Annotated in this window: 17 protein-coding genes, 1 tRNA gene and 2 pseudogenes; 9 read left to right on the top strand and 11 right to left on the bottom strand. The window is 68.5% G+C overall.

Going from position 1 to position 23,270, the window contains the following annotated elements; all coding sequences use genetic code 11:
- Positions 1 to 238: 238 nt before the first annotated feature.
- The 3 genes and pseudogenes from prmC to rpmE form a co-directional block, all read right to left on the bottom strand.
- Positions 239 to 1,099: pseudogene (gene prmC, locus H2Q94_RS04765) on the bottom strand (peptide chain release factor N(5)-glutamine methyltransferase); the annotation flags it as partial.
- A gap of 113 nt (positions 1,100 to 1,212) precedes the next feature.
- Positions 1,213 to 2,286: a peptide chain release factor 1 gene (prfA, locus tag H2Q94_RS04760; RefSeq protein WP_243792414.1), complete on the bottom strand. Its 1,074-nt coding sequence runs from the start codon at positions 2,284 to 2,286 to the stop codon at positions 1,213 to 1,215.
- Between the two features lie 133 nt (positions 2,287 to 2,419).
- On the bottom strand, positions 2,420 to 2,647 hold the full coding sequence (gene rpmE, locus H2Q94_RS04755; protein ID WP_184482073.1) for a 50S ribosomal protein L31: 228 nt from the start codon (positions 2,645 to 2,647) through the stop codon (positions 2,420 to 2,422).
- A 236-nt stretch (positions 2,648 to 2,883) separates the two neighbouring features.
- On the opposite strand from rpmE, the gene H2Q94_RS04750 reads away from it, so the two are divergent.
- Positions 2,884 to 3,276 carry a hypothetical protein gene (locus H2Q94_RS04750; protein WP_243792412.1) on the top strand — a complete coding sequence of 131 codons (393 nt, stop codon included), beginning with the start codon at positions 2,884 to 2,886 and terminating at the stop codon, positions 3,274 to 3,276.
- Positions 3,277 to 3,404: 128 nt separating this feature from the next.
- On the opposite strand, the gene H2Q94_RS04745 is transcribed toward H2Q94_RS04750, so the two are convergent.
- Both H2Q94_RS04745 and H2Q94_RS04740 read right to left on the bottom strand, forming a co-directional pair.
- Positions 3,405 to 4,061 (bottom strand): DUF305 domain-containing protein, encoded by a 657-nt coding sequence (locus H2Q94_RS04745; RefSeq protein WP_243792410.1) that lies wholly within the window; start codon positions 4,059 to 4,061, stop codon positions 3,405 to 3,407.
- 17 nt (positions 4,062 to 4,078) lie between these two features.
- A pseudogene (locus tag H2Q94_RS04740) lies at positions 4,079 to 4,878 on the bottom strand (DUF3105 domain-containing protein).
- Positions 4,879 to 5,087: 209 nt separating this feature from the next.
- On the opposite strand from H2Q94_RS04740, the gene argS reads away from it, so the two are divergent.
- From argS to rho, 6 genes are all read left to right on the top strand, one after another.
- Positions 5,088 to 6,749, top strand: coding sequence for an arginine--tRNA ligase (gene argS, locus H2Q94_RS04735; protein ID WP_243792407.1), 1,662 nt, complete (start codon positions 5,088 to 5,090; stop codon positions 6,747 to 6,749).
- Between the two features lie 93 nt (positions 6,750 to 6,842).
- The gene (gene lysA, locus H2Q94_RS04730) at positions 6,843 to 8,261 is read left to right on the top strand and encodes a diaminopimelate decarboxylase (protein ID WP_243792405.1); all 1,419 of its coding nucleotides are present in this window, start codon (positions 6,843 to 6,845) and stop codon (positions 8,259 to 8,261) included.
- Entirely contained in the window at positions 8,262 to 9,566 is a 1,305-nt protein-coding gene (locus H2Q94_RS04725) for a homoserine dehydrogenase (RefSeq protein WP_243792402.1), read from the top strand.
- A complete protein-coding gene (thrC, locus tag H2Q94_RS04720; protein WP_243792400.1) occupies positions 9,563 to 10,654 on the top strand; it encodes a threonine synthase in 1,092 nt (363 codons plus the stop codon). The genes H2Q94_RS04725 and thrC overlap by 4 nt, the downstream gene beginning before the upstream one ends.
- Before the next feature lie 2 nt (positions 10,655 to 10,656).
- Complete coding sequence (gene thrB / locus H2Q94_RS04715; protein WP_243795532.1) at positions 10,657 to 11,577, top strand: homoserine kinase; 921 nt, start codon at positions 10,657 to 10,659, stop codon at positions 11,575 to 11,577.
- 856 nt (positions 11,578 to 12,433) lie between these two features.
- Positions 12,434 to 14,464 (top strand): transcription termination factor Rho, encoded by a 2,031-nt coding sequence (gene rho / locus H2Q94_RS04710; RefSeq protein WP_243792397.1) that lies wholly within the window; start codon positions 12,434 to 12,436, stop codon positions 14,462 to 14,464.
- Between the two features lie 91 nt (positions 14,465 to 14,555).
- On the opposite strand, the gene H2Q94_RS04705 is transcribed toward rho, so the two are convergent.
- Positions 14,556 to 15,473: a cation diffusion facilitator family transporter gene (locus H2Q94_RS04705; protein WP_243795531.1), complete on the bottom strand. Its 918-nt coding sequence runs from the start codon at positions 15,471 to 15,473 to the stop codon at positions 14,556 to 14,558.
- 160 nt (positions 15,474 to 15,633) lie between these two features.
- Here H2Q94_RS04705 and H2Q94_RS04700 point away from each other — a divergent pair.
- Positions 15,634 to 15,706: transfer RNA gene (locus tag H2Q94_RS04700), tRNA-Arg, on the top strand.
- Between the two features lie 225 nt (positions 15,707 to 15,931).
- Here H2Q94_RS04700 and H2Q94_RS04695 read toward each other — a convergent pair.
- Complete coding sequence (locus tag H2Q94_RS04695; RefSeq protein WP_243792395.1) at positions 15,932 to 17,389, bottom strand: SDR family oxidoreductase; 1,458 nt, start codon at positions 17,387 to 17,389, stop codon at positions 15,932 to 15,934.
- 233 nt (positions 17,390 to 17,622) lie between these two features.
- On the opposite strand from H2Q94_RS04695, the gene H2Q94_RS04690 reads away from it, so the two are divergent.
- Positions 17,623 to 18,237, top strand: coding sequence for a GNAT family N-acetyltransferase (locus H2Q94_RS04690; RefSeq protein WP_243792393.1), 615 nt, complete (start codon positions 17,623 to 17,625; stop codon positions 18,235 to 18,237).
- A 141-nt stretch (positions 18,238 to 18,378) separates the two neighbouring features.
- Here H2Q94_RS04690 and H2Q94_RS04685 read toward each other — a convergent pair whose 3' ends face one another.
- The 4 genes from H2Q94_RS04685 to H2Q94_RS04670 are packed head-to-tail and all read right to left on the bottom strand — an operon-like array spanning position 18,379 to position 23,205.
- Entirely contained in the window at positions 18,379 to 19,947 is a 1,569-nt protein-coding gene (locus H2Q94_RS04685; protein WP_243792390.1) for an ABC transporter ATP-binding protein, read from the bottom strand.
- Positions 19,944 to 20,735 (bottom strand): ABC transporter permease, encoded by a 792-nt coding sequence (locus H2Q94_RS04680; RefSeq protein WP_243792388.1) that lies wholly within the window; start codon positions 20,733 to 20,735, stop codon positions 19,944 to 19,946. The genes H2Q94_RS04685 and H2Q94_RS04680 overlap by 4 nt, the downstream gene beginning before the upstream one ends.
- A complete protein-coding gene (locus H2Q94_RS04675; protein WP_243792386.1) occupies positions 20,732 to 21,679 on the bottom strand; it encodes an ABC transporter permease in 948 nt (315 codons plus the stop codon). The genes H2Q94_RS04680 and H2Q94_RS04675 overlap by 4 nt, the downstream gene beginning before the upstream one ends.
- Positions 21,676 to 23,205 carry an ABC transporter substrate-binding protein gene (locus H2Q94_RS04670; RefSeq protein ID WP_243792384.1) on the bottom strand — a complete coding sequence of 510 codons (1,530 nt, stop codon included), beginning with the start codon at positions 23,203 to 23,205 and terminating at the stop codon, positions 21,676 to 21,678. The genes H2Q94_RS04675 and H2Q94_RS04670 overlap by 4 nt, the downstream gene beginning before the upstream one ends.
- Positions 23,206 to 23,270 lie beyond the last annotated feature (65 nt).

Genomic DNA, 23,270 nt, shown 5'->3' with positions numbered 1-23,270 from the left:
CGAGGAAGGGAACCTTCCTGTCACATGTGGCAGGAAGGTTCCCTTCCTCGCAGCGATCACGGCGTGCGGCGTCGACGATGCGGGGCCGGATTCGACGTGCTGATGAGCCCGGTTCGGGCGGGCACGGTTGGTGCGCAGGCGGCGAGGAGTTCGCACGGCCTGGAGGGGTTCCGGCCGGGGCGGCCGCTGCGTGGATCAGTGCCGGTTCAGAGTTCGGGGGCGGTTCAGAGCTCGGGGCGGCGCGGTGGGCGGTGGCGAACCGAGGGCGACCGGCGAGGTCGGGGTGATCCTCGACGTCGCTGAGCACTCGCCGCGCCTTGAGCAGCGCGGGCACGGAACCGCCGTGGGTGTCGTCGTGCTCGATGGCCACACCCCCACCTTGGCGGAGCAGTCGCGCCGCGCACCCGACGACCTGCCGGACCACGTCGAGACCGTCGCGCCCGCCGAACACCGCGGCGTGCGGATCGTGCTCGCGCACCTCGGGTGGCACCGGCGTGCCCTCCGGCACGTAAGGCGGATTGCACAGCACCAGGTCGACCAGGCCTTCCAACTCCATCAGGAGTGTCTGGTCGAACACGTCGCCCGCGTAGAGCCGCACCGGTGTGTCCCCTGCGATGGCCTGCTGGTCGATGTTGTGCCGCGCCCAGGCCAGCGCGTTCGGGTCGAGTTCCACGGCGTGCACCTGCGCGTCCGGGCGCGCGTTGGCCACGGCCAGCGCCAGCGCACCGGTTCCCGAGCACAGGTCGACCACGACGGGGCGTTCGACGCCTTCGAGGCTCGCGAGTCCCCAGGCCAGCAGGAGCTCGGTCTCCGGACGAGGAACGAACGCACCGGGGCCGACGCTGAGCGTCACGTTGCCGAGACTCGCGGTTCCCACCAGGTGTTGCAGCGGAATCCGGTCCGCGCGTTGCCGGACGAGCGCCTGCAGTGCCTCCACCACGGGCGGGTCGACCAGCGGCACCATCATCAGTTTCGTCCGCTCCACACCGAGCAAGTGCGCGGCCAGGAGTTCGGCGTCCGTCCGGGGGCTCGCCACGCCTGCCGCGGACAACACGCGTTCCGCTTCGAGGATGGCCAGGCGCAGTGGCTGTCGAGTCACGGGGCAAGCTTAGAGCGCATGATCCGCCACCTCGTTCAGGCGACACCCCGCGCGGACGGGAACCTTCGTGTCACGGCGAACACACTGGTCACCGTTGGGGCCGCACCTGCGCTTCAGGAACTCGACGCGAGACGCTCTTCGCGGTCGGCGGCGACCAGCGCGGCGAGCACCCCGTCCAGTTCACCGTCGAGCACGTGATCCAGGTTGTAGGCCTTGTAGTTCACCCGGTGATCGGAGATGCGGTTCTCCGCGAAGTTGTAGGTGCGGACGCGTTCGGACCGGTCCACGGTGCGCACCTGGCTGCGCCGCGTCTCGGCGGCCTCCTTCTGCGCTTCCTCCTCGGCGAGCGCCTGCAGCCGGGCACGCAGCACCTGGATGGCGCGCAGCTTGTTCTGCAGCTGCGACTTCTCGTTCTGGCAGGACACCACGGTGCCCGTGGGCAGGTGGGTGATCCGCACCGCTGAGTCGGTGGTGTTGACGCTCTGCCCACCGGGTCCTGAGGACCGGTACACGTCGATGCGCAGGTCCTTCTCGTCGACCTCGACTTCGACCTCTTCGGTCTCCGGATACACCAGCACCCCGGCCGCCGAGGTGTGCACGCGGCCTTGGGATTCGGTCACCGGCACCCGCTGCACGCGGTGCACGCCGCCTTCGAACTTCAGCTTCGCCCAGACCCCGTCAGGGCCGGTGTCGCCCGCTTTGGTCTTCACCGCGACCGTGACGTCCTTGTATCCGCCCAGGTCGGATTCGGTGGAGTCGAGCACGTCCGCGCGCCACCCCTGCCGTTCGGCGTAGCGCAGGTACATCCGCAGCAGGTCACCCGCGAACAGCGCCGATTCCTCACCGCCTTCGCCGGATTTGACCTCCAGCACAACATCGGAGGAGTCGTGCGGGTCCCTCGGCAGCAGCAGCTCGGTGAGCTTCGTCTCCAACGCGGGCAGCGCTTCGGCCAGCGAGTCGGCCTCAGCGGCGAACCCATCGTCCTCGGCGGCCAGTTCCCGCGCGGTCGCCAGGTCGGAGCGGGTCTGCTCCCATTCTTTCGCGGCTTTGGCCAGTGGGGTCAGTTCCGCGTAGCGACGCCCGAGTTTCCGCGCGTTGGCCTGGTCGGCGTGCACGTCCGGTTCGGCCAGTCGCCGCTCCAGTTCCGCGTGCTCGGCGAGCAACTCTTCGAGCTTCGACGTTTCCACGGGAACCCTCTTCACTCCTGGAACGGGATTGGCTGAACGACGGAAACGGTGCGGGGCGAGCCTCGGACCGGGTTCGACACGAAAAACGGCGCCCGCCCCGCGCAGTGCGCGAGAGCGGGCGCCGTCGGCTCAGCTACTTCTTGGCGCCGTCCTTCTGACGACGGCCGTAGCGGGCCTCGAAACGAGCCACCCGGCCACCGGTGTCCAGAATCTTCTGCTTGCCCGTGTAGAACGGGTGGCAGTTCGAGCAGACCTCGACCGTGATGCTGCCTGCCTTGGTGGTGCTCCGGGTGGTGAAGCTGTTCCCGCAGCCGCAGTTCACCTGAGTGGTGACGTACTCGGGATGAATGTCCGCCTTCAAAGCGTGTCCTCCTGTTCGGGGCCGCCGGGTCCTCGTCGACCGTCATCGCGAGGTGAACCGGAGCCGACTCGGCCCGTCATTCTGCCAGACCGAGTGGGTTGACCTGGAACGCAGGCGGGCCGAACGTTATTCCTAGTCGCGGGGGTGCACGACCGTCCGGCGCGACGGGACGACCGTCCGCCGAGTGGCCGCCGCCGATCAGTGCGAGCGGAGCAACTCACGATCATCCTTTACCCGTGCTGCTCTGCCCCGCCCTGCGCAACCTCACAGTCCGGTTGTGGATCTTGCTGCCGTTGTTGTTCCTCGGCGCCGCCACCGGGGTCGCGGCGTTGCTGGCCTGGTCGTTCGGCCACGGCACGCCGGGCTTCGAACTGTCGGTCCCGGTGCTGCTCGGCTTCGCCGCGGGGCTCGCGCTGCTCACCGGCGGCCGGGTGCGGTGGTCCCGGGAGTGGCAGCGCCTCGGCCTCCGGTTCGCGTATCCGGTGGTGATGTTCGGGTGCGCGCTCACCTTCGATCAGGTCCAGGTGCCGCTGGTGCCGACGCTCGTGCTCGGAGGCACGGCATTCGCAGTGCTCGCGGTGTTCGTCTCCCGCAACGCCACCACCCGCCCCGACTGCCGCCCGCGCTGACGTCCGGCGAGGAAGGGAACCTTCCTGCCACCGGTGGCAGGAAGGTTCCCTTCCTCGCATCACGGCGTGCAGGGTCCCCACGGTGTTCCGGGTCGATGTGGGCGACGAGCGGACCGAGTCCGGCGAGGTCAGTTCGCGGGCAGTGGCCGCACGGCGCGATCGGCGAGCATGCCGCGCATGAGTTCGCTCTCGCTGCTCTGCGAGCCGAGCATGTTCGCGGCGAGTCCGCGCACCGGCCCGAGCCCGGCGTGCTCGGCGCCGTAGCGGGCCATCGGCGCCCCGCCTTCGTGGTGGCGCAACATGAGCTGCAGGAAGTAGGTGTCGAACTCGGGACCGTTGAGCGAGCGCAGCCGATCCAGCTCAGCGGTGTCGGCCATGCCGGGCATGCTGCCTCCGCCGCTCATGGAGTGGCTCATGCCGTGTTCGTGCCCGCCGGCCTGCATCCACTGCATCGGCGCCCCGGCGCTGCTCACGGGCTCGCCCCACAGGTTCAGCCAGCCCTGCATGCGCCCGATCTGGTCGCGCTGGTTGGTTTCGATGTCGAACGCCAGCTGGCGCACGGCCACGTCCGCCCCGTGTTCCCTGGCGAGCGTGGCCATGGTGACGGCCTGCTGGTGGTGCGTCGACATGTCCTGTGCGAACCCGATGTCGACGGCGCTGGCCGCGGGCTCGGCGTCCTGCGACGGCGTGGCCAGCAGCAGGCCGACGGCGCCGCCGAGCAGCAGCAGCGCCACGGCGGCACCGACGGCGACGGCGATGCGCGCGGGCAACGGAGAACCCGTCACGGCCCCGTTGTCACCGCTCACTGTCCGCCCATTTCGCCCGGTGCGGGCGCGGTGCCTTCACCGCTCATGGGGATGGCGTCCGCGGGCGGCGGCGTCGGGTCGAACGGCGGCGGGTTCTGGGTCTCGAACGCACCGGGGTAGGCCTGGCAGGAGCCGCCGACCTCGGGTAGACGTTGTTCGGGTTCTGCTTGAGCGCCGCGATGAACTGGTCGATGCGCGGGTCGTCGGGGTCGTCGAGCTTGAGCTGGTGGCCCCAGGACTGCACCGAGATCGGGCTGTCGAGCTCCGGGTACGGCGACATCATCGTGTAAGGCGTGTTCTCCACCCGGCGGCTGAGCTTCGCCTTGCCCGCCTCGTCGATCTGAGCGGGGTTGTAGGCGATCCACACGGCGCCGTGCTCCAGCGAGTGGACCATGTTCTCGGTGCGCACCGCCTGCGGGTAGACGACGCCGGTGCAGTCGGCCCAGATGCCGTCGTGCGGGCCGCCGAACGGCGGGGTCTTGTCGTAGGCGACGCGCTGGGTGCTGGTGACGTGCTGCTGGCCCGCGTAGTCGGCGAGTTCCACTCCGGGGATCGTCTTCGACGGGTCCGGGTTCTGCGGAGTGGGTTTGAACGGCGCGGCGGCGGCCTCGGCCTGCGCCTGCGCCTCGCGGGACTCGGCCTGGTCGGCGTAGCGCACGTAGGCGTACCCGAACACGACGACGGCGACGAGGAGGACGACCCCGACTCCGGACAACGTCATCCACGGGATCGAGCGCTGCTGCACCACGGAACCGCGTGCTTTGCGCATCGCTTTGTTCTTCTTACCGCTCGCCATGCTGTTCGGACCTCGTCTCGCCATCGGTCGCCAGGTGACCCGGCTCGCCAGTCTAGAGATCCCGCGGCCACCGGTGGGCGTACGTCGAACACGTCGTAGGTCACGCTCTCACATTCGGATCACCGTCCGATTACCCGCAGTGCGGCGCACTCGGGTGCTGCCCGCACCCGTTCGCTGAACAGCGACGACACATCCTTAGACTTTGTCGGGTGACTCCTGCCGCGCTCGCTGATCTCGTCCGCAACACCGCCGTCGACGTGCTGTCCGCACGCGACCTGGATGTTTCCGTGCTGCCTGAGACGGTCACGGTCGAGCGCCCCCGCAACCCGGAACACGGCGACTACGCGACGAACGTCGCCATGCAGGTCGCGAAGAAGGCGGGCGTGCCGCCGCGCGACCTGGCGACTTGGCTGGCGGAGTCGCTGACCGGGCAGGACGGCATTTCCGAGGTCACGGTCGCCGGTCCGGGTTTCCTCAACCTCCGGCTCGCCACCGACGCGCAGGCGGGCATCGTGCGCGACGTCGTCTCCGCGGGCGCCGAGTTCGGTCGTGGCGACCGCTACCAGGGCCTGCGGGTGAACCTGGAGTTCGTGTCGGCGAACCCGACCGGCCCGATCCACCTGGGCGGTACCCGCTGGGCCGCGGTCGGGGACGCGCTGGGCCGCGCGCTGTCCGCGCAGGGCGCCGAGGTGGTGCGCGAGTACTACTTCAACGACGCGGGTGCGCAGATCGACCGTTTCGTGCTGTCGCTGCTGGCCGCGGCGAAGGGCGAGCCCGCGCCGGAGGACGGCTACGGCGGCGCCTACATCGCCGACATCGCCCGGCAGGTGCTGGACGCTTCGCCGGGTGCGCTGGAGCAGCCGGACGACGAGCGGCACGAGACGTTCCGCCGGGTCGGCGTGGGCCTGATGTTCGACGAGATCAAGCGCAGCCTGCACGAGTTCGGCACCGACTTCGACGTGTTCTTCCACGAGGACTCGCTGCATTCTTCCGGTGCGGTGAGCGAGTCGGTGGAGCAGCTCAAGAAGTCCGGGCACCTGTACTTCGCCGACGGCGCGTGGTGGCTGCGGTCCACCGAGTTCGGCGACGACAAGGACCGCGTCGTGATCAAGAGCGACGGCGCCACGGCCTACATCGCCGGTGACGTCGCCTACCTGCGGGACAAGCGCGCCCGCGGATTCGACTTGTGCCTGTACATGCTGGGCGCCGATCACCACGGCTACGTGAGCAGGCTCAAAGCCGCCGCCGCCGCGTTCGACGACGACCCGGACGCGGTCGAGGTGCTGATCGGGCAGATGGTGAACCTGATGCGCGAGGGCAAACCGGTGCGCATGAGCAAACGCGCGGGCACCGTGGTCACGCTGGAGGACCTTGTCGAGGCCGTCGGCGTGGACGCCGCGCGCTACTCGCTGACCCGGTCCTCGGTGGATTCCGCGGTGGACATCGACCTGGACCTGATCAGCAAGCGCAGCAACGAGAACCCGGTCTACTACGTGCAGTACGCGCACGCGCGGCTGGCGTCGTTGCAGCGCAACGCCGCGTCCCTGGGCATCGACCGGGGTCCGGTCGAACAGGCGGACCTGTCGCTGCTCGCCCACGAACGCGAGGGCGACCTGATCCGCACGCTGGGCGAGTACCCGCGAGTGGTGCTCTCGGCCGCCGAACTGCGGGAACCGCACCGCATCGCGCGGTACTTGGAGGACGTGGCCAGCGCCTACCACAAGTTCTACGACGCGTGCCGCGTGTTGCAGCCGGGCGACGACCAGGCGAATCCGCTGACGGTCGCGCGGTTGCAGTTGTGCGAGGCGACCCGCCAGGTGCTGGCCAACGGCCTGGGCCTGCTCGGGGTCTCCGCGCCCGACCAAATGTGATCCACAACGTCCCCGCCCGGCTTCGGGCGGCTGCACCGGGGGGCCGGGTACGGCTCCCCTGGTTCAGCACGATTTCGCAGAGGAGCCGCGATCATGCGCGCCCACCCCGCCGGACCTCGGCATGCCGAGGTCCTGTTGCCGGGCAGCACCGCCGGGCCGGTCCCGGCAGACGAGACCGAGCTCGATGAGTTGCACGCGGCGGTGTGGCCACGTGGCGCACACCGCGGCGCCGACGGTTCCGTCACCTTCGCCGGGTCCGACGTGCGGGAACTCGCCCGCGAGTACGGCACTCCGCTGTTCATCCTGGATGAAGCCGATTTCCGCGCCCGCTGCGCCGAGTACGCAACGGCGTTCGGCGATCCGACTTCGGTGCACTACGCGTCCAAGGCGTTCCTGTGCACCGAGGTGGCCCGCTGGGTCGCCGAGGAGGGCCTGAGCCTGGACGTGTGCAGCGGTGGTGAGCTGCGCGTCGCGTTGCGCGCCGAGTTCCCGCCGGAACGCATCACGTTCCACGGCAACAACAAGTCCGTCGACGAGCTGGCCACGGCGGTCGACGCCGGCGTCGGTTCCGTCGTGCTGGACTCGTTCCACGAGATCGCCCGCCTGGACCACCTCGCCCGCGAACGCGGCGTGACGCAGCAGGTGATGATCCGGGTGACGGTCGGCGTCGAGGCGCACACGCACGAGTTCATCGCGACCGCGCACGAGGACCAGAAGTTCGGCTTCTCGCTGGCCTCCGGGCAGGCCGCCGAAGCCGCCCGCCGCGTGATCAAGGCGGAGTCGCTCGAACTGGTGGGCCTGCACAGCCACATCGGTTCGCAGATCTTCGACGACGACGGTTTCGGCCTGTCCGCGCACCGCGTGGTGGCGTTGCTGGCCGACCTGCGCGCCGAGCACGGCGCGGAGGCGCTGGAGAAGCTGACGACGGTCGACCTCGGCGGCGGCCTCGGCATCGCCTACACCGCCGACGACGATCCGCTGCCGGTCAACGAACTGGCCACCCGGCTGCACGACGTGGTCCGCAAGGAATGCGACCTCGCCGGTTTCGAACCGCCGAAGGTCGCGGTCGAGCCGGGTCGCGCGATCGCCGGGCCGGGCACGGTGACCGTCTACGAAGTGGGCACGATCAAGGACGTCGAGCTCGACGGCGGGGTGTCGCGCCGCTACGTCAGCGTCGACGGCGGCATGAGCGACAACATCCGCACCTCGCTCTACGACGCCGTGTACGACTGCAGGCTGGTGTCCCGATCGGCCGAAGCGGACCCGGTGCTGTCCCGCATCGTGGGCAAGCATTGTGAGTCCGGTGACGTTGTGGTGCGAGACTGCTGGTTGCCGGAGGACATTGCTCCGGGCGACCTGCTGGCCGTCGCCGCAACCGGCGCCTACTGCTATGTCATGGCGAGCAACTACAACCGTCTGCCCAAACCGCCGGTCGTCGCCGTGCGGGACGGGCAGTCGCGACTGCTGCTGCGCAGGGAGACCGAGGACGACCTGCTCCGGCTGGAGGTGTGAGTGATCGAGGACCGTGAGCCGATCCGGGTCGCGCTGCTGGGCTGCGGCACGGTCGGCACCGAGGTACTGCGCCTGCTACAGGGCCGCCCCGAGGAGTTCGCGGCGCGGACCGGGGCTCCAGTGCAGGTCACCGGGGTCGCCGTGCGGCGCCCCCACAAGCATCCGAACGTTCCCGAGCACCTGCTCACCACGGACGCGGCCGCGCTGGTCGACGGCGACGTGGACGTGGTCGTGGAGCTCATCGGCGGCATCGAGCCCGCCCGGTCGCTGCTGCTGCGCGCGCTGCGCGGCGGCAAGTCCGTGGTGACCGGTAACAAAGCGCTGCTGGCCGAGCACGGCTCCGAGCTGTACTCGGCGGCCGACGAGGCCGGGGTGGACATCTACTTCGAGGCTGCCGTCGCCGGTGCCATTCCGCTGCTGCGCCCGCTGCGCGAGTCCCTCGCCGGGGACCGCATCAACCGGGTGATGGGCATCGTCAACGGCACCACGAACTACATCCTGTCCGCGATGGACTCGACCGGCGCCGGCTATTCGGAGACGCTCGACGAGGCCGGGCGGCTCGGGTACGCGGAAGCGGATCCGACCGCCGACGTGGACGGATTCGATGCGGCCGCGAAGGCCACCATCCTCGCCGCGCTCGCGTTCCACACCCGGGTCGCGGCCACCGACGTGCACCGCGAGGGCATTTCGGCGGTGCGTCCCGGAGACATCGCCGCGGCGAAGTCGCTGGATCGCACGGTGAAGCTGCTCGCGATCTGCGAGCGCGTCGTCGCCGAGGACGGCACCGAGTCCGTGTCCGCTCGGGTGCATCCGGCGATGATCCCCCGCGACCACCCGCTGGCCAGTGTCGGCGGCGCGTTCAACGCGGTGTTCGTGGAGGCCGAGGCCGCCGGGAGCCTGATGTTCTACGGGCAGGGCGCGGGCGGTGCGCCCAGCGCGAGCGCCGTGCTGGGCGACCTGGTGGCGGTGGCGCGGAACCTGGTCGTGGCGGGCAAGGGGCCACGCGAATCCGCGCACGCGAAGCTGCCGGTGCAGCCGATGGGCGCCACCCCGACCCGCTACCACATCAGCCTCGATGTGGACGACAAACCGGGCGTGCTGTCCCAAGTGGCGGCCACGTTCAACGACAACGATGTGAGCATTTCGGTGGTGCGCCAGGCAGGCCGCGGCGAAGAGGCCAGCCTGGTCGTGGTCACCCACACCGCGACCGACGCCGCTCTCAAGTCCACCGTGGACAAGATCGCGCAGCTGGCGTCGGTGCGGGAGGTCGTCAGCGTGATGCGCGTGGAAGGTGAATCGTCGTGACTTCGAACATCCAGAGCGCGCCCGCCGGGGCGAGGGCGGGCTGGCCCGGCCTCATCGAGGCGTACCGGGACCGCGTGGAGATCCCCGAGGATGCCCGCGTGGTGACCTTGCAGGAGGGCAACACGCCGCTCGTCGCCGCGCACCACCTGTCCGAGCTCACCGGGTGCGAGGTGTACCTGAAGGTCGAGGGCGCGAACCCGACCGGCTCGTTCAAGGACCGCGGCATGACGGTCGCCATCACCCACGCGCTCGCCGCGGGCAGCAAGGCCGTCATCTGCGCGTCCACCGGCAACACCTCCGCGTCCGCGGCGGCCTACGCCTCGCGCGCCGGGCTCACCTCGGCGGTACTGGTGCCGCAGGGCAAGATCGCGATGGGCAAGCTGGCGCAGGCCGTGGCGCACGGCGCGAAGATCCTGCAGGTGCAGGGCAACTTCGACGACTGCCTGGAGCTGGCCCGCAAGACCTCCGCCGAACACCCGGTGACCTTGGTCAACTCGGTGAACCCGGTGCGGCTGGAAGGTCAGAAGACCGCCGCGTTCGAGATCTGCGACGTGCTCGGCTCCGCGCCGGACGTGCATTGCCTGCCGGTGGGCAACGCGGGCAACATCACCGCCTACTGGAAGGGCTACGCGGAGTACTCCGCGGACGACGTCATCGCGGCCACCCCGCGCATGTTCGGCTTCCAGGCGGCCGGTGCCGCGCCGCTCGTGCACGGCGCACCCGTCTCGAACCCGGAGACGATCGCCACCGCGATCCGGGTCGGCAGCCCCGCCTCCTGGCAGCACGCCGAGGCCGCGAAGAGCGCCTCGGACGGGTTGTTCTCGGCGGTCACCGACGAGGAGATCCTGCACGCCTACCGGCTGCTGTCGTCCAGGGAAGGCGTGTTCGTCGAACCGGCTTCCGCCTCCAGTGTGGCCGGTCTGCTGGCCACCGTCGAGGACGGGCGGCTGCCGCGCGGTTCCAAGGTCGTGTGCACGGTGACGGGTCACGGGCTCAAGGACCCCGACACCGCCCTGTCCGGCATGGTCGAGGTCGAGCCGCTGCCGGTGGATCCGCGCGCCGTGGCCACCGCGCTGGAACTGGTGTGAGCCTGCGGGCAGGCGGTGGAGTGCGGGTCACGGTGCCCGCCTCCACCGCCAACCTCGGTTCCGGTTTCGACGCGCTCGGCATGGCGCTCGCGCTGTACGACACGGTGCGCGTCGAGGTGACCGACGGCCCGGCGGGAAGCGCGCAGGTCACCGCCGAAGGCGAGGGCGCGGGCTCCGTGCCCACCGACCACGAGCACCTGATCGTGCGCGTCCTGCACCGAACGTGGGCGGAACTCGGCGTCGCCGCCCCCGCCGTCCGGTTGCGCTGTCACAACACCATTCCGCATTCGCGCGGCCTGGGCTCCTCCGCGGCGGCCATCGTCGCGGGCATCGCCGCGGCCTACGAGCTCGCCGGCTTCCCGCTGCGGGACAACAAGAACCTCGAACAGGCCCTGCACTCGGCCGCCGATTGCGAGGGCCACGGGGACAACGTCGCGGCGAGCCTGCTGGGGGGCGTGGTGATCGCCTGGCGCGACACCGAACGATTCCGGGCCGCATCGTTGCCCGCGCACCCCGAAGTGCACCCGATCGCGCTCGTGACAGCCTCGGAGTCCACCACGCACACCACTCGCGGCCTGCTGCCCGAGCAGGTTCCGCACGCCGACGCCGCGTTCGCCGCGGGCCGCGCCGCACTCGCCGTGCATGCCTTGACCAGCGACCCTTCGCTGCTGCTGGCCGCCACGGCGGACCGGCTGCACCAGGACTACCGGGAATCCGCCTGGCCGCGGACGATCGAACTGGTGCGGGGATTGCGGACTGCGGGCGTGCCCGCCGCGGTCTCCGGGGCCGGACCGACGGTCCTGGCGCTGCCCTCCGGCGGCGAACTCCCCAGTACCGTGGACACCACCGGCTTCACCGCACTGCGCCTTCCGGTGGATGGGCATGGCGTTCAGGTGATATCCGAGCCGACATCGCCGGAATGACCGCCCGGCCCGACCATTCCGGTCGGCGTGGTGGTACAAAGGACATGTCGGCAGAACGTCAGGGCTGCTCGGCAGGTGTTTCGAATCGGTGGGTGCTTTGGCGCGGCCGGTTTTCGCAGGCACTGTGATCAAATGAGAGCATGCCGCGCCTCTGGAGGTTGTTGCACCTCGGTGGCGGGGCGTCTACCCTCAAGGTCAATCAGTCACCGCGCGCAGGGCGCCGGTGCCGCAACCGGGGCTTCGTTCTCCGGGGCACATCTCTCGCTAGTGAATCGAGCTCCACTCCACGCGGGTGAAGATCAGGATCGGCGGGTTTCCGGTCGCGGTGACAGAGGCAGGAGTTGTCAACTCAATGGGGTTCGCGCGGGGCTGCCGACCTGTGAGTCCCGGCCGACGCAGCGTGGGGGCCTGACCGTGACGGTCACGTTCCTGAAGCGATCGACGCCGGTTCGGCGCACCCCGGTGCCTGTCGTCTCGATTCTGCACTGCGGTACATCGGGCCGGACCGGAAATCACAGCGCTCCCCATGAACGACAACACCTGAGTGAGGCGGCAGCAAGGCGTGCATCGGCGAGTGTGGATCGGAGTGGATGCGTCGCACGTGCACCGTGGTTCTGACACGCAAAAGCGTGATAACCGCACCGCGTAACGACATTCGGACGAGCACGTGACCCGGGTACCTCCCACCGCCCGGTGCTGCTGGTTCCGCCTGGTCGCCGACGTCGATCGAGCCGCGCGTGCGAGTTGAACTCGACCGGCATCAGGCTGGTAGCACAAAAAGGCCGTCCGTTGACAAGAGCGGGCGGGCAATCCGCTGGGGCGCGTAGGAGGCGCGGTCCGGTCAGGAAGGACATTCGTGAGCAACACCGAACTGTTGAGCAGCGAGACGACCAACGGCGTCTCCAAGGCTGGCCAGCAGGAGTCTGAGCAGCCGGCCGCGGGCGCCGAGACCAATGGCGCCCCGCGTCGCCGCGGAGGACTGTCCGGCATGGTTCTCGCCGAGCTGCGACAACTTGCGGGAGAACTGGGGATCGACACCAGCGGTCTGCGCAAAGGCGACCTGATCGCGGCCATCAAGGAACGGCAAGGCGCAGCGCCGGCCCGTTCCCGCCAGGCCAAGCAGCCCGCGCAGGAAGACGGCGGTGCGGCCAAGGAAAGCGCGCCGAGCCGCGACAAGGCTCACCAGCCCTCGCTCGACGAGTCCGATTCCGCGCCCCAGCAGCAAGAGGCGGCCGCGACCCCGGATTCCGGCAACAACGGCTCCGCGCCGACCCGCGGGCGCTCCCGGCGGCAGCAAGGCGCCGAGCAGGGCGGCGAGGACGAAGGACGCCGCGGCAACAACCGGCGCCGTCGCTCCAACAACCGTTCCGGCAACCAGGACCAGTCCGACGAGCGCGGTCAGGACCGGGGCGACCGCCAGGACAACCGGGGCGACCGCCAGGACCGCAACGACCGGCAGGACAACCGCGGCGACCGCCAGGACCGCAACGACCGGCAGGACAACCGGGGGGACCGCTCGGATAACCGCGGCGGTCAGGACAACCGGGATCGCCAGGACAACCGGGGCGGCCAAGACCGCAACGACCGGCAGAATTCCCGGCAGCAGCAGGACAAGCAGGACAACCGGCCGCAGGACGACTCCGATGAGGACGGTGGCCGCAGGCGCGGACGCCGGTTCCGGGATCGCCGGCGCAACCGTGGCCGCCCCGAAGGCGGCGGCAACGAGCCGGAAGTCCGCGACGACGACGTCCTGCTTCCCGTCGCGGGCATCCTCGACGTGCTGGAGAACTACGCGTTCGTCCGCACGTCCGGCTACCTCGCGGGGCCGAACGACGTGTACGTGTCGCTGTCGCTGGTCCGCAAGTACGGCCTGCGCCGCGGCGACGCGATCAAGGGCGTCATCCGCCAGCCCCGCGACAACGAGCAGCAGCGGCAGAAGTTCAACCCGCTGGTCCGCGTCGACGCCATCAACGGCCTCGAGCCGGACGCCGCGAAGGGGCGGTCGGAATTCCACAAGATGACTCCGCTGTACCCCAACGAGCGACTGCGGCTGGAGACCGAACCGCAGAACCTCACCGGGCGGATCATCGACCTCGTCATGCCCGTCGGCAAGGGTCAGCGCGCGCTGATCGTCTCGCCGCCGAAGGCCGGTAAGACGATGGTGCTGCAGGCGATCTCCAACGCGATCACCACGAACAACCCGGAATGCCACCTCATGGTGGTGCTCGCCGACGAGCGCCCCGAAGAGGTCACCGACATGCAGCGCTCGGTCAAGGGCGAGGTCATCGCCTCCACCTTCGACCGCCCGCCGTCGGACCACACCACGGTGGCCGAGCTGTCCATCGAGCGAGCGAAGCGCCTCGTCGAGATGGGACACGACGTGGTCGTGCTGCTCGACTCGATCACCCGCCTCGGCCGTGCCTACAACTTGGCGGCCCCGGCTTCCGGCCGGATCCTCTCCGGCGGTGTCGACTCGACGGCGCTGTACCCGCCGAAGCGCTTCCTCGGCGCGGCCCGCAACATCGAGAACGGCGGCTCGCTGACCATCTTCGCCACGGCGCTGGTGGAAACCGGGTCCACAATGGACACGGTGATCTTCGAGGAGTTCAAGGGCACCGGCAACGCCGAGATCAAGCTGGACCGCAAACTCGCCGACAAGCGGTTGTTCCCCGCCGTCGACGTGGACGCCTCCAGCACCCGCAAGGACGAGATCCTGCTCTCGCCCGACGAGCTCGCCGTGACCCACAAGCTGCGCCGAGTGCTCTCCGCGCTCGATGCCCAGCAGTCGCTGGAACTCCTGCAGGACCGGTTGCGCAAGTCGCGCACCAACATCGAGTTCCTGATGCAGGTCGCCAAGAACACCCCCGGCGGCAAGGACGACGACTGACCGTCGCCCCCACCGCCCAAGCCGGCCCGCACCCCACAAGGGGCGCGGGCCGGCTTTTTCGCGCGGCAGCGCGAGCAAGGGAACCTTCCTGTCACCAGGTCAGCGCCTGGCAGCGACTGGCGCACTCGGCGGGCTCGACCTGCAAGGTGGCGTGCTCGATGCGGTAGCGCTCGGCCAGCAGCCGCTGAGCGGACACGAGCACGTCCCCGTGGTCGGCCTCAGCCGAAGTGGCAAGGTGCGCCGAAGCGACTTCCATGCCGGAGGTCAGCGTCCACACGTGCAAGTCGTGCACTTCGTTCACCGCGGGCAGCGCGGCGAGGTCATCGCGCATCGCAGGCACATCAACGCCTTCCGGCGCCTGCTGCACCAAGATCCGCAGTGCCTGCCGGGCCAGCTTCCAAGTGCGGGGCAGCACGAACAGTCCCACGGCGACGGCAACGATCGGGTCGACCAGGTACCACCCGAAAGCCCAGGCCAGCGCACCCCCGATCAGCACGCCGACCGATCCGATGGTGTCGGCCAGGACCTCCAGATACGCGCCGCGCAGGTTGAGGCTTTCCGAAGCGCCCTCCCGCAGCAGCAGGAATGCCACCACATTCGCCGCGAGGCCGGCCGCGGCGGTGAGCATCATCGGCAACCCGGCCACTTCGGGCGGCTGCTGGAAGCGGCCGACCGCCTCAACGAGGATGTAACCGGCGACGGCGAACAGCAGCACGGCATTGGCGAGCGCAGCCAGCACTTCGATCCGGTACCAGCCGAACGTCCGTTTGTCGGATGCGGGACGGCGTGCCGCGGTGATCGCGGCGAGCGCCATGCCGACGCCCAGGACGTCGGTCAACATGTGCCCCGCGTCCGACAGCAACGCCAGGGATGAGGTGAGGTACCCGACAGTCGCTTCCAGGACGAAGAACGCCAGCAACACGCCGAAGGCGGTCGCCAGACGCCGCGAGTACCGCCCTGAGGCGCTGGCCGGCGCTGCTGCCGACCCGTGGCCGTGGCCATGGCCCATCACGAACCTCCCATCCACACGACACCATGATATATAGCGAGATACGCATGAATGCAAACAAGTGTCCACTCGTTGGACGGCACACAAGCCACCGGAACCGTTACCCCCTTCCAGCACACACCGACCGGTGCGCTAGGCTGACCTACGTCAACAACAGCAAGCCCTCGTAGCTCAGCGGATAGAGCACTGCCCTCCGGAGGCAGGTGTCGCAGGTTCGAGTCCTGCCGAGGGCACTCGAATAGCCAGCATGGACAAGGCGCTGACCAGCGTTCTTGTCCTTTTTGTTTTTATGGGCTCGCCGATTCGTTTTCACCTGAGGGTTGCGAGCCGAGAAGGACGAAGCTGCCTTTCAATGCAGGCAGCGCGCTCTCGTCTTCCTGCCACGGACGTGGTGATGCGCACGTGCGAGGCGTCACCCGTCGGCAGCCGGCCACCCTGCGCATCAGCGCTCCGCGGCTTCACTCACCTGCCGAAGCGGCACGGAGAACATTTCGTGCCATTCCGCCGAAGACCGCTCCGTGAAACGGAGCGACCAGCCACCAGTAAACGTGTCCGGCCAATCCGCGCGGAACGAATACCGCGCGCTGGCGGTAGTGCGATCCGCCCGCCTCGTCCGGTGCGATGACGAACTCCAGCCACGCCCGCCCCGGCAGTCGCATTTCTGCTCGCAGCCGAAGAAGCCGCCCCTCCGCAAGTTCCTCCACTCGCCACCAATCGAGCGCCTCCCCGACTCGCAGCCGCTGCGCATGGCGACGCCCCCGCCGCAGTCCCACGCCACCGGACACCTTGTCGAGAACTCCCCGCACCACCCACAGCAGCCGCGGCGAATACCAGCCGTGCTCACCACCGACGCCCTCGATGACGCGCCACAGACGCTCCGGGGCGACCGGGCTCCACTTCTCACGCACGTCCGTGTAGACGGTGCCACCAGACCAGGCCGGGTCCGACGGCAGCGGTTCGGAGGGAGCGTCCGCAGGGGCCGCATCCGACCAGCGGGTTTCCGTCTCCGCGTTCCGGATCTTGCGCAAGGCCAGTTCGACGGACCTGTCGTATCCGGTCAAACCCGCCGCGGGCGGGGGCACCACATCGTCGATCTCGTTCTCGGCGCAGACCGCCTCGTGGATGAGGGACTCGATCAGCGGTTTTCCCACCTTCTTCGGCACCGGAGTGACCACGTTGATCCACTGGGCACTCAGCCAGGGCGTGAGCACACCGACGGGCAACATCCGCCTCGGCGGCAGGCCGGCCACGACCGCGTAGCGGCGCATCATCTCGCCGTAAGTCAGGATGTCCGGGCCGCCCACGTCGAAGGTGCGGTTGATCGATCTCGGCAGGCGCGACACCGAGGCCAGATAATGCACCACGTCACGCACCGCGATCGGCTGCACCCGATTGTGCACCCAGCGCGGGGTCACCATCACGGGCAACCGTTCGGTCAAGTGCCGCAACATCTCGAAACTCGCCGAGCCGGAACCGATGATCACGGCAGCCTGCAGCACTACCGTCGGAACCCCGCTGCGCAACAGGATCTCGCCGACTTCCGCTCGCGAACCCATGTGCTCCGACAGGTCCTCCCCCGCCGGATGCACCCCGCCGAGGTACACGATGCGCTGAACCGACGCCTCCCTGGCCGCCTGCCCCACGATCATCGCCGCCCTCCGGTCCCGAACGGCGAAACCGGACTCCGCCATCGAATGGACCAGGTAGTAAACGACCTCAACTCCGTCGCATGCCGCAGCCACATCTTGTTCCTGCAGCAGGTCCCCGCGAACCACTTCCACGCGATTCCGCCAAGGCACGTCGCGCAGCTTCTCCGGATTTCGCACCAGGCATCGGACCCGCCACCCGTCCTCCAGCAGCTGGGGCACCAACCGCCCACCGACGTAACCGCTCGCCCCGGTAACCAGACACACCATCCCCGCAGCCTGCGCTCGTCCCCACATCCGCGCAGCCCAGCCGCGAGGAAGGGAACCTCTCTGTCGCCGGTGACAGGAAGGTTCCCTTCCTCGCGGTACCTCAGCACCTCTTCTCGATCTTCTTCCGCTGGAACCCTGGCCTTATTGAAAACGAGAGTCATTGTATTGTGGCTTCGGCGCACCGGTAGTCGCGTTGCTCGGCGACCCAGGCGCGAGAACCCGATGGAGAACATATGGATCACCAGGAAGAGCACCGAATCGGCGAGTACGTCGCGCGCCGCGCCCGCATCGAAGACGTCGAGGGCGCCCGGAGGGTCATGCTCGACACCTTCTACAAGGAGTTCGGGCACGGCTACCACGCGCGCTGGCACTCGGATGTCGTGGACATCGAAGGCGCCTACCTGAACAACCCGCGCCACGCGCTGTTCGTAGCGGTTCGGGACGGGCAGGTCGCGGCGACGACGGCGATCCGTTCGGGCGGCCCGCGGTGCCCACCGCACCCGGAGTGGCTCGCCGCCCGGTACAGCGACGGCCGGACGGCCCAGTTGTTCCGCGTCTACGTGGACCGGGAGCATCGACGCCACGGCTTGGCGACCGCATTGGTCTCGATGGCCTGCGATTTCGTGTCGAGCACGCCGGAGTACTCGACGATTTACCTGCACACGAATCCCGCGATCGAGGGCGCCGCGCCGTTCTGGCAGAGCGCGGCGACGGAGATCTACGACGCCCGCCAGGACTCCCGGTACAGCCCCAGCGTCCATTTCGAGATTGCACTCGCGGGCAAGACGGGAACAACTCACCCGAAGTCGGCCGGATTCGAGCTTTCCGACATCGACTACGCCGGGTGATCGAACGCGCAAGATCGGGCGACACGATCCTTACCCGCTTCAGCGATGACGAACAGTCGTTCGACGATGAAGCATGGAGGCATGTTCCCCTCCGCTTACCGCACGCCCATGCCGAGTCGTCCCCGAATCGCCCTGGCGGGCCTACGCCCGGGCGATTCGGCTCGTCGCGGCCTCGACCAGCGCGCACGTCATCGAATGTTGTGGAGAACGCAGCACTTCCGAGGCAGGCCCCTGCTCGACGATCTGTCCTTCTTCGACGATCACCACCCGGTCGGCAAGATCGGCCACCACCCCCAGGTCATGTGTGATCACCACCAAGGCGCAGTGGGCCGCGCCCTGGAGTTCCTTCAGCGCGCCGAGCAGCTCCGCTTGCGTCACCGTGTCCAGTCCGGACGTGATCTCATCGCAGATCAGGACTCGTGGTTCGGCGAGCAGCGCCCGGACGAGCGCAGCGCGTTGCAACTCGCCGCCGGACAGCGATTCAGGATGGCGAGCGGTGATCTCCGAACCGAGTCCCACCCGTTCGAACCAACCGTTCGCCTGGCGGCGAGCCTGCTGACGACCGGCATCTCGAAGTCGTTCCGCCGTTCTGGCCACCTGGTCGATAACGGGTGCGAACTCGTTAAACGATGCTCGGGCGTCTTGGAAGACGTACTGGATGTCCGCCAGCTGTTCGCGGGTTCGCCCATGCAATCGAGCTGCGAGCGGCGTTCCGTCGAGCAGCACAGACCCGCTTCGAGGTGGGTGCAGACCGGCGAGACACCTGGCCAGCGTCGTCTTGCCACTGCCGGAACGGCCCACGATGGCGATGCGCTCCCCAAGCCCGATGTCGAGCGACATCGTGTGCAGCGTCTCGACGTACCGTCCCCGTTCTCGGTGCCCGGCTACCAACTCACGCGCGGACACCACTGCGGGCGGAGCCTCGCCGCCGGTACCGAGTGGTACCCGGCTGTCGGGCTGCGATTCGACCAAGAGTCTCGTGTAGGGATGTTCCGGCGAGCTCAGAACCTCGGCCGCAGATCCGGATTCGACGACCGCCCCGGCACGCATGACCAGCACGTTATGCGCCAGCTGCCGCACCACGTCGAGGTCATGGGTGAGCAGCAGCACCGCGATGCCCATTTCGGCCAGGTTCCGCAGCTCCGCCACGATCTGCATGCGGGTGAGCGCGTCCTGACCGGTGGTCGGCTCGTCCGCGATCACCACCGCCGGGTCGCACACCAACGCTTGGGCCAGCAGAATGCGCTGCTGTTGCCCGCCGGAGAGCTGGTGCGGATAGCGGTTCAACAGGGCGTCGCCGTCGGGGAGCTGTGCTCGGCGCAACGCGGTCTCGACCTTGGCGCGGACGAATTCCTTGCGTTCGGCGCGTGGAACGTCACCGATGTGCCTGCGTGCGATCTCCCGCAGCACCGCGCCGACACGGCGCACCGGATTGAGCGCCGCCGACGGGTGTTGCGGGATGTACCCGACCCTGCCGGGCGCGGGTGGATTTCCGGCGCCCACTCGGTGACCGGCCACCACTACCTCGCCGGCGACGTCCGCCCCGGACGGATATTCACCGAGCAGAGCCAGTCCGGTGGTGGTCTTGCCACTACCGGATTCGCCCACCAACGCGGTCACCTGGCCGCCAGCCAAGGCGAACGACACTCCCTCCACCACGGGCCGAGCATCCAGCGAGACCTTCAGTTCGCCGACATCGACGACGTTCACGTGCGCACCTCTCGCCGCTTCCTGCGCAACAGCTGGTCGAACGCCAGATTGACTCCCACCGACAATGCCACGATCAGCAATGCGGGCAACACAACCGCCCAAGGCTGCAGGAACAGACCGGTGCGGTTGCGGTCCACCATCGCCGCCCAGTCGCTGGTCTGCGGGGACACACCGACGCCGAGGAAACTCGCCGACGCAACGAGGTAGATGGCACCGGTGAACCTCGTCCCCAAATCCGCGGCCAAGGTCCGCACCATCGCCCGCACGACATAGCCGAACCCGATGCGTGCCCGATTCTCTCCTTGGAGGCGCATCGCCTCCACGGCCGGTCTCGCCGCGATCGCGAGCGCCGAAGCACGCGACATTCTGATGACATCCGGAAGGTTGATCACTGTGACGATCACGACCAACGCCCAAAGGACGTTCGGCGCCGTGGAAGCCAGCAACAGCAGCAAGAGCATCGACGGCACCGCTAGGAAGACGTCCAGCGGTCGCATCACCGCCTCACCGACGAACCTGGCCCGGCTCATCCCGACCGCGACTCCGATCGGGACCGCTATCAGGTATGTGCACAGGGTGGCCGCCACGGCGACCAGCACGACTGAGCGACCGCCCAGCAGAACCTCGTTCCACACGTCTCTGCCGACGAAGTCGGTACCGAACAGATGCCCGGCGCCACTACTGAACGCGACGTCCTTGTCTACCTCAGCGGTCGCGAACATCGGGCCGAACACCGCCAGCACCACCGGGATAGCGATCAGCAGCCCTGGGATCAAAAAACGCCTCATCCGTATGCCTCCGCTGCCGGCGCGAGGATGCGAGCAACGATGTCGGCGGCAAGGTTCACCAGGACCGTCACGCTCGCCAACACAACGGACAATCCTTGGATCACCGGAAGATCCCGCGCCGAGACGGACTCGATCAGCGTCGTGCCCAGCCCTGGGATCACAAAGATCGCCTCCACTACGATGACGCCGCCGATGAGCCAGTCGGCCGTCCGCGCGAGTTGCTGCACGGCGGGAACGACGGCGTTGGGCAGGGCGTGCGCCACCTGCACACGCACTGGCGAAATCCCGGAGCGACGTGCCTGCTGAACGAAGCTCGAATGCAATGCGTCGATCATTCCCGCTCGGATGAGCCTGCTCAGCGAGCAGATCGGGCGAAGCAGCAGCACCAAGACCGGCAGCACCAGCACAGCCGGACGGCTCATCAGTCCGCTACCGCCGACCGCCGTCGGCGGTAACCAGCCGAGCTGAACGGCGAAAACCGTGACCAGCAGAATTCCCATGGCGAACTCGGGCACCGAGTAGAGGCCGAGCGTGGTTGCGGAGATGACGCGATCGGCGACGCGGCCTTCCCGATTCGCGGCCAAGACACCGAGTCCCAGCGACACCGGGATGACCAGCGCCAACGTCAGCAACGCCAGTAACAAGGTGGGGCCGATGGAGGAACCGATGATGTCCACTACGGAACGGGGACCCACCAACGACCGGCCGAAATCACCTTGGACAGCGCCGAACATCCACTGGCCGAGACGCTGCCACCACGGCGCGTTCAGCCCGAGTTGTTCGCGCAACAGCTCGATGATCGCCGGATCCGGGTTGTCACCGGCGATGGTGACCGCCGCATCACCCGGCAGCGCCTCGGTCAGGAAGAACACGAGCACCATGGCGAGGAAAACTTGAACGACGCCCAGAAGTACTCGTCGGACGACGTAGCTGGGAATGCTCACCCCAGCCACACCTTGTCGAACCGTGCCCAGTCCAGGGTGTTCGCCGGAGCGCGGTCATCGATCCCGCCGACCCGGTTCGCCGACGCCACGATCCAATCCGACACGCCCCACCACAGGAATCCGCCCTCTTCGAACAGCTCGCGCTGCATCTGCATGTAGAGCTCGGCTCTCCTGTGTTCGTCCGCTGTGGCCTGAGCTTGTTGGTACAGCTCGTCGAAGTCGCGACGACGCCACTTGGTGTTGTTGGTCGTCGAACCCGACAGCAACCGTTGCGAAATGTGCGACTCGATCGGCATCGCACCGGAGCGGTAGCTGACCACGGACCCTTGCTCAGCGATGTCCGACCAGTAGGTGTCCTTGTTCCCCAAGGTCACCTTAACCGTCACTCCCGCCTCCTTCGCCTGGTCGGCGAACGCCAACGCGGCCTCACGCAGACCAGGTGACGCTTCGGAGGTGAGCAGTTCGACCGTCAGGTTCTCCGCACCCGCCTCGCGCAACAACGCCTTGGCCTTGTGCAGATCTCGACGCCGCTGCGGCAACGCGCTGTTGTAGTACTGGTAGTTCTTCCCGAAAAGGTCGTTGGCGACGTCCCCGGACCCCTGCAACACCGCACGGACCAGTTCCTCGCGGTCGATCAAGTGGAAGAACGCTTGCCGAACCTCACGTCGATCGAACGGCGGGCGGTCGACCTTCATCGCCAATGCGTGAAAGTTGCTCAGCGGCAGTCGGTGGATCTGGACCTGCCCGGCGTCCTCATGGCTGCGCGCGGTGGTGGCGGTCAGGTCGTGCGCGTAGTCCGCCTGGTCCCCGAGCAGTGCGTTCACTCTGGCGGATTCGTCGTTGCTGACCAGGATCTCCAGCTCGTCGAGATACGCGGCCCCTTCCCAGTAGTCGGGGTTCCGCTTGCCGAGGAAGCTGCGTCCCGGTTCGAACGAGGCGAACCGGAACGGCCCCGACCCGACGGGGTGGTCGAAGTCCTGCGCGCCTTCCGGGACGATGTATGCGCCTAACGTGGCGAGCGCGTTGGGGAACTCCGCATACGGGCGCGTCAACCGGAACTCGACGGTGCGGTCGTCGATGGCACGACTGTTGGCGAGGTCGATGACCGACAGGCTGGCCTTGGCCCTGCGAGTGCTATCGGGGCGCAGAATGCGCGCGTAACTCGATAACACGTCGTCGGCACGCACCGGCTTTCCATCGTGGAACGTCGCGTCCCGTAACGGGACTCGCCAAGTGAGCAGGTCCGCGCTCGACTCCCACCGCTCGGCCAGCCGCGGCTGCGGGGACATGTCGGATCCGTAGTCCGCGAGCTTGTCGAAAAGCGCTTTCGCCCGGGCGACCTCGGCGTACAGATCCGTGGTGTGCGGATCCAGTACCTCCTCGGCCCCTCCCCCTGGAAACACCGCCCGCAGCCGGCCTCCCGGCCGCGGCGAGCCCGCACCCGAGCTGGAACTCCCCGCGGCGCATCCGGACACACCCGCGACGGCGGCCGCCGCCGTCAGCCCCAGGAAGCCCCGCCTCGTCACCGGGCTTCGATCAGATGAGTACACGGCCGACCTTTCGGACTCCACGCACACCCTCCATTCCGGTC

The sequence above is a fragment of the Saccharopolyspora gloriosae genome, assembly GCF_022828475.1.
Lineage (GTDB): Bacteria > Actinomycetota > Actinomycetes > Mycobacteriales > Pseudonocardiaceae > Saccharopolyspora_C > Saccharopolyspora_C gloriosae_A.
Note: the sequence above shows the minus strand (reverse complement) of the source record. Positions and strands in the feature narration are given on the sequence as shown.

Bases quoted from the DNA above. Each gene is read 5' to 3' on its own strand.
- lysA (WP_243792405.1), top strand. From the start codon at position 6,843: ATGCGCGCCCACCCCGCCGGACCTCGGCATGCCGAGGTCCTGTTGCCG.
- H2Q94_RS04705 (WP_243795531.1), bottom strand. From the start codon at position 15,473: ATGGGCCATGGCCACGGCCACGGGTCGGCAGCAGCGCCGGCCAGCGCC.
- H2Q94_RS04695 (WP_243792395.1), bottom strand. From the start codon at position 17,389: ATGGTGTGTCTGGTTACCGGGGCGAGCGGTTACGTCGGTGGGCGGTTG.
- H2Q94_RS04690 (WP_243792393.1), top strand. From the start codon at position 17,623: ATGGATCACCAGGAAGAGCACCGAATCGGCGAGTACGTCGCGCGCCGC.
- H2Q94_RS04680 (WP_243792388.1), bottom strand. From the start codon at position 20,735: ATGAGGCGTTTTTTGATCCCAGGGCTGCTGATCGCTATCCCGGTGGTG.